Source organism: Microbacterium sp., assembly GCF_030149085.1.
Taxonomy (GTDB): Bacteria; Actinomycetota; Actinomycetes; order Actinomycetales; family Microbacteriaceae; genus Microbacterium.
Map to the genome: position 1 here is coordinate 1 of NZ_JASBSF010000276.1, position 5131 is coordinate 5131.

General features: G+C 68.0%; 8 protein-coding genes. 6 read left to right on the forward strand and 2 right to left on the reverse strand.

What is annotated here, in order from left to right:
- The 4 genes from Q1V87_RS11135 to Q1V87_RS11150 form a co-directional block, all read left to right on the forward strand.
- Positions 1-634: S1 RNA-binding domain-containing protein (locus tag Q1V87_RS11135; protein ID WP_300592674.1), on the forward strand; the 634-nt coding region annotated here is incomplete at its 5' end.
- Positions 635-754: 120 nt separating this feature from the next.
- On the forward strand, positions 755-1189 hold the full coding sequence (locus tag Q1V87_RS11140; RefSeq protein ID WP_300592676.1) for a hypothetical protein: 435 nt from the start codon (positions 755-757) through the stop codon (positions 1187-1189).
- An 83-nt stretch (positions 1190-1272) separates the two neighbouring features.
- Positions 1273-1497: an AbrB/MazE/SpoVT family DNA-binding domain-containing protein gene (locus tag Q1V87_RS11145; protein ID WP_300592679.1), complete on the forward strand. Its 225-nt coding sequence runs from the start codon at positions 1273-1275 to the stop codon at positions 1495-1497.
- Positions 1487-1921: a type II toxin-antitoxin system VapC family toxin gene (locus tag Q1V87_RS11150; protein WP_300592684.1), complete on the forward strand. Its 435-nt coding sequence runs from the start codon at positions 1487-1489 to the stop codon at positions 1919-1921. Before Q1V87_RS11145 ends, Q1V87_RS11150 begins: the two co-directional genes overlap by 11 nt.
- 6 nt (positions 1922-1927) lie before the next feature.
- Here the strand turns inward: Q1V87_RS11150 and Q1V87_RS11155 are convergent, their stop codons facing one another.
- Positions 1928-2776, reverse strand: coding sequence for a helix-turn-helix transcriptional regulator (locus Q1V87_RS11155; protein ID WP_300592687.1), 849 nt, complete (start codon positions 2774-2776; stop codon positions 1928-1930).
- 100 nt (positions 2777-2876) lie between these two features.
- Between Q1V87_RS11155 and Q1V87_RS11160 the strand changes: the two genes are divergently transcribed.
- Entirely contained in the window at positions 2877-3647 is a 771-nt protein-coding gene (locus tag Q1V87_RS11160) for an SDR family NAD(P)-dependent oxidoreductase (RefSeq protein ID WP_300592690.1), read from the forward strand.
- Positions 3648-3758: 111 nt separating this feature from the next.
- Here Q1V87_RS11160 and Q1V87_RS11165 read toward each other — a convergent pair whose 3' ends face one another.
- A complete protein-coding gene (locus Q1V87_RS11165; RefSeq protein WP_300592693.1) occupies positions 3759-4598 on the reverse strand; it encodes a helix-turn-helix transcriptional regulator in 840 nt (279 codons plus the stop codon).
- Between the two features lie 111 nt (positions 4599-4709).
- Here Q1V87_RS11165 and Q1V87_RS11170 point away from each other — a divergent pair.
- On the forward strand, positions 4710-5131 hold a 422-nt coding region (locus tag Q1V87_RS11170; protein ID WP_300592696.1), incomplete at its 3' end, for an SDR family NAD(P)-dependent oxidoreductase.

Below are 5131 nucleotides of genomic sequence, written 5' to 3' on the forward strand. Positions count from 1 at the left end.
GGCCACCCAGGAAGACCCGTGGCAGGTGTTCGCCCGCACCCACGCGATCGGCCAGATCGCACCGGGTAAGGTCACCAAGCTCGTTCCGTTCGGTGCGTTCGTTCGCGTCGCAGACGGCATCGAGGGCCTCGTGCACATCTCGGAGCTCTCGGGCAAGCACGTCGAGCTCGCCGAGCAGGTCGTGTCGGTCGGCGAAGAGGTGTTCGTCAAGGTCATCGACATCGACCTCGAGCGTCGCCGCATCTCGCTCTCGCTGAAGCAGGCCAACGAGTCCATCGACCCCTTCGGTGTCGAGTTCGACCCGGCCCTCTACGGCATGGTCACGGAGTACGACGAGAACGGGGAGTACAAGTACCCCGAGGGCTTCGACCCCGAGACCAACCAGTGGAAGGAAGGCTTCGACGAGCAGCGCGAGAAGTGGGAGCAGGAATACGCTGCAGCCCAGGCTCGCTGGGAAGCCCACAAGGCTACGGTTGCCAAGGCCGCCGAGGCCGAGGCCGCCAAGGAAGCCGACGACAGCTACAGCGGCTCGTCCGCATCGGGCTCCGGCTCGTACTCGAGCGAAGGCCCCGTGGGCACGCTCGCGGATGACGAGGCACTCGCGGCCCTCCGCGAGAAGCTCTCGGGCCGCTAAGACCCGGCACCACCCGCGTCACAGCCGGTAGCACCACACAGCAACGAAAGGCCGGGATCCCTACGGGGGTCCCGGCCTTTCAGCGTGCCCGGGGCCGGGGCGCTGTGCCACACTGGGCGCATGCATCGGGGGATCGCAGTACTTGCTGTTGGGTTCGTTGGCGTGCTCTGGCTCGCCGGATGCACCGATGCGGCGCCGGAGCCGACGAACTCACCGCGCACCTACACGTACAGCATCTTCGACAGTGGTGCCGAAGACATCGACACGCTGCCCGACGCCGCGAGTGACCTGTTTGCGGATCTCACGCAGAGCATGTCGCGGTACGCCGGCGACGACAACGGCACGCAAGTGTGGGCCGTGCGCGGGATCGGAACCGAGGGGCCCCAGTACTGTCTCGTGTTGGTCGCCTACGACATGGCGTCGACCGGATGCGCATCTCGGGGTGGTGTCGGTGTGAGTAGAGGAACCCCTGCCACGTACCAGCTTGTTCCTGACGGCGACCCTGCGCCCGACGGAGGCGTCAAGCTCGCCGAGAACGTCTACGTCGTGCGGTGAGCCGCATGGTGTCGTGCGGGGCGCTTTGAGCCGATGAGCCGGCGTATTACGCTTGCTTTTGTCGGCGTAATACGGGGTGTGAGATGAAGCTGAATGCCAAGGGGCAGGTGACTATCCCAGCCGAACTGCGCCACAAACACGGTTTCGCAACCGGCGACGAGGTCGAAGTCATCGATGACGGGGGAGTTCTGCGGATCATCCATCGCGACGATCTGACTCCCGGTCAGCGCGCGGTGCTGCGCATACGTGGCGCAGCTGGCCCGGGACCATCCACCGACGAGATCCTCGCGCTGACTCGTGACAGCTGAGCGATCGACGCTCGTCGACACGAACGTCTTGCTCGACGTTCTCACCGATGATCCCCGATGGGGTGCGTGGTCGAGCGACGCCCTGGCCGCGGCGATAGACCGCGGCCCCATCCTGATCAACCAACTGATCTTCGCCGAGCTGTCGGTGAGATTCGCAGCGGCATCCGATGTCGACGCAGCGCTTGCGCCGCTCGCGCTGACCAGAGAAAGCATCCCCTTCGACGCGGGGTTCCCGGCAGCGCAGGCTTTCGCCCGTTACCGACAGCGGGGCGGGTCGCGCTCGGCGGTTCTGCCGGACTTCTACATCGGCGCCCACGCGCTTGTGCGCGGTCACACGCTACTTACCCGTGATGCTCGCAGATATCGCACGTCGTTCCCGGGGCTTGAACTGATCGCTCCGCCTACTCCATCCAGCGAAGAGTGAGCCGGCTCACCGGTCGACGTCACTGAACTGCTGCGTGCCGAGCACCGCGAGCAGGCGCAGGCGGCTGTCGGCATCCGTGCCCGGGGGAGCCGTCAGCACGACGAGGGTCTGCGAGGCATCCTCGGTGAACAGGGCCTGGCAGTCGACCTCGATCGGCCCGATCTCGGGATGGATGACGACCTTGTGGTCTTCGAACCGGCGCCCGACCCGCTGGCTTGGCCACAGCTCGGCGAACTCCGCGCTCTGGGCCTCCAACGCCCGGGCGATCTCGCCAGCTCGCGAACGCGGACCCATCGCCCCATACGCCGCCCGCAGCGACGAGACCAGCGCGAGCGACTGGCGGGCGTGATCGCTCTCGGGGTAGACCGTGCGGGCGGTGTCGGGGTGGGCGAACCAGCGGTAGATGCCACTGCGCTCGAGCCCCGTAAACACCGACGCGTCGCCGAACAGCGCCCGGCCCGGCGCATTCTGCACGAGCGTCTCATCGAGGGCGGTGAGGATGAACGCGGGCACGTCGGTGAGCCGATCCATCATGCGGAGGAGGCCCGGTGACACGAAGTCGCTCGCGGCGCGGTCGGGCGCGCTGTGCCCGGCGACGCGGAAGAGGTAGTCGCGCTCCTCGGCGTTCAGACGCAGCGCCCGGCCGAGCGAAGTGAGCATCTGCGTGCTTGGCTGTGGTCCGCGGCGCTGCTCGAGACGCGTGTAGTAGTCGGTCGACATCGCCGCCAGCTGCGCGACCTCCTCGCGTCGGAGCCCCTGCGTGCGGCGGCGCGCCCCGGCTGAGAGGCCGACATCCTGCGGCTGGAGTGCGGAGCGGTGATGCACGAGAAACTCGGCGAGCGCGTCACGGTCCATCCCGCCAGTATGCGCGGCTGTCGGCATCCGTTCCAGGGACCGCGAATCCCTGGACATCCGCTCTCTGCCGCGGCCTCGCACCCCGGCGCACGGTGGAGACATGAACATCACCGGAAACACCATCTTCATTCCCGGGGCCACGAGCGGCATCGGGCTCGCTCTCGCCCTTCGGCTGCAGGAGCGCGGCAACACCGTGATCGTCGGCGGGCGTCGGACGGCGCTGCTCGACGAGATCCGCGACGCGCACCCCGGCATCGACACGGTGCAGATCGATACGGCGGATGCTGACAGCATCCGTTCTGCCGCCGCTACCGTGCTCGAGAACCACCCCGACCTGAACGTCCTGATCACGATGGCCGGCATCATGCGGGCCGAGGATTGGACCCGTGCGGACGGATTCCTGCCGACCGCCGAAGAGATCATCACGACAAACGTGCTCGGGCCGATCCGGCTCATCGCGGCGTTGATCGAACACCTGCAGACCCGGCCGGATGCCACGATCATGACTGTCTCGTCGGGACTTGCGCACGCGCCGCTGCGGGTCACACCGAGCTACAACGCGTCGAAGGCGGCGATCCACATGCTCAGCGAGACGCTACGGCTACAGCTCGCCGGAACGTCGGTATCTGTGCTGGAGCTCGTGCCGCCGGCGGTGCAGACCGAGCTCATGCCCGGACACGAGGCCAACCCGAACGCGCTGCCGCTCGCCGACTTCATCGACGAGGTCATGACCCTCCTCGAGACGCAGCCCGAGGCATCCGAGATTCTCGTCGAGCGTGTGAAGTTCCTGCGCTACGGCGAGGCGCGCGGCGACTACCTGCAGGTCGTGGCGGCGTTGAACACCTCCGACCCGCACGCCGCGGGGGAGTAGCGCCGGCAACGGTGTGGCTAACTCCTGCAGATCGGTGGCCGTGGGGCTAGATTCCGGCTCAACGGGCCGCTCGCGGCGGATCTTTCAGGAGTTAGCCACGGCCCCGACGGGCTACCGGGTGCCCGCGCGGGCGAGAACGCCCAGCAACTGAAGCTTTTCGGCGCTCTCACTCCCGGGGACGGCCGTGTAGACGAGCAGACTGTGCGAGGTTTCGGCATCCGTCAGCACTTGGCAGGTCAGCTCCAGCAGCCCGACCTCGGGATGGACATACCGCTTGAGCTCCCGGGGACGGATGCCGATCTCATGCCGATCCCAGTACTCGCGGAACTCCGCGCTTTCGGCCAGCAGCAGCTCGACGTATCGCGCAGCGCGCGAGGTCGGCCCGCGCTGCGCGGCGATCGTCCGCAGGCCCGCGGCATACATGCGGGAGTAGAACTCGTGGTCCTCGGGCAGATGGATGCTGCGAGCATCTGGATCCGTGAACCAGCGGTATCCGATGCTGCGCGCGGGGCCGATGAAGCGCGTGAGGTCTCCGACCAGCGCCACGCCGTGCGGGGTCTGCCGCAGCGTTTCGCCGAGCTCGGTCACGACCTCGGCGGGGGTGTCGGTGAGGCGGTCGAGGATGCGCAGCATCCCGGGACTGACGTGCTCGGACGCCGCACCCCGCTCGGGCGGACGATGCCCGGCGAGGCGGAACAGGTGATCGCGCTCGTCGATCGTTAGGTGCAGACCCTGCGCGATCGCGGCGACCATCTGCTCCGACGGCTGCGGGCCTTTCTCGCGCTCGAGCCGGGAGTAGTAGTCGGCCGACATGTGGCACAGGGCCGCAACCTCCTCGCGGCGCAAGCCGCTCGTGCGCCGGCGAGCACCCCGGAAGAGCCCGACATCCTCGGGCTGTAGCGCCTCGCGGCGGGTGCGCAGAAAGTGCGCGAGCGCGGCTCGATCGATCATGTAGGCATCCTCTCCCGAATCGTCTCGCGCAGCCTCGGATCGTCAGGCCGTGGCTACGGTTCGCCCGGCGACGGATGCTGAAGCCATCCCTCCGACGGAAGAAGAATCGACATGCTTCGCACCTACGACCTGCCCCTACCCGACCTCACCGGACGCCGCGCCGTCGTCACTGGCGGTAGCGACGGGATCGGCCTCGTGATCGCCCGATCGCTCGCCGGTGCCGGTGCCGAGGTCGTGCTTCCCGTGCGCAATCGCACGAAGGGCGAGGCGGCGGTCGCGACGATCCGCGCTGCGCACCCCGGCGCCCAGGTGTCGCTGCGCGACCTCGACCTCTCGTCGCTCGCGTCGGTCGCTGCCCTGGGCGAGACCCTCGTCGCCGAGGCCGCCCCGATCCACCTGCTCGTCAACAACGCCGGCATCATGCGGCCGCCCGCGAGGCAGACGACCGCCGACGGGTTCGAGATGCAGTTCGGCACGAATCATCTCGCACACGTCGCGCTGACGGCGCACCTCCTGCCGCTCCTGCGAGCGGG

Coding starts and splice junctions, on each gene's coding strand:
- Q1V87_RS11140 (WP_300592676.1), top strand. CDS start 755: ATGCATCGGGGGATCGCAGTACTTGCTGTTGGGTTCGTTGGCGTGCTC.
- Q1V87_RS11145 (WP_300592679.1), top strand. CDS start 1,273: ATGAAGCTGAATGCCAAGGGGCAGGTGACTATCCCAGCCGAACTGCGC.
- Q1V87_RS11155 (WP_300592687.1), bottom strand. CDS start 2,776: ATGGACCGTGACGCGCTCGCCGAGTTTCTCGTGCATCACCGCTCCGCA.
- Q1V87_RS11160 (WP_300592690.1), top strand. CDS start 2,877: ATGAACATCACCGGAAACACCATCTTCATTCCCGGGGCCACGAGCGGC.
- Q1V87_RS11165 (WP_300592693.1), bottom strand. CDS start 4,598: ATGATCGATCGAGCCGCGCTCGCGCACTTTCTGCGCACCCGCCGCGAG.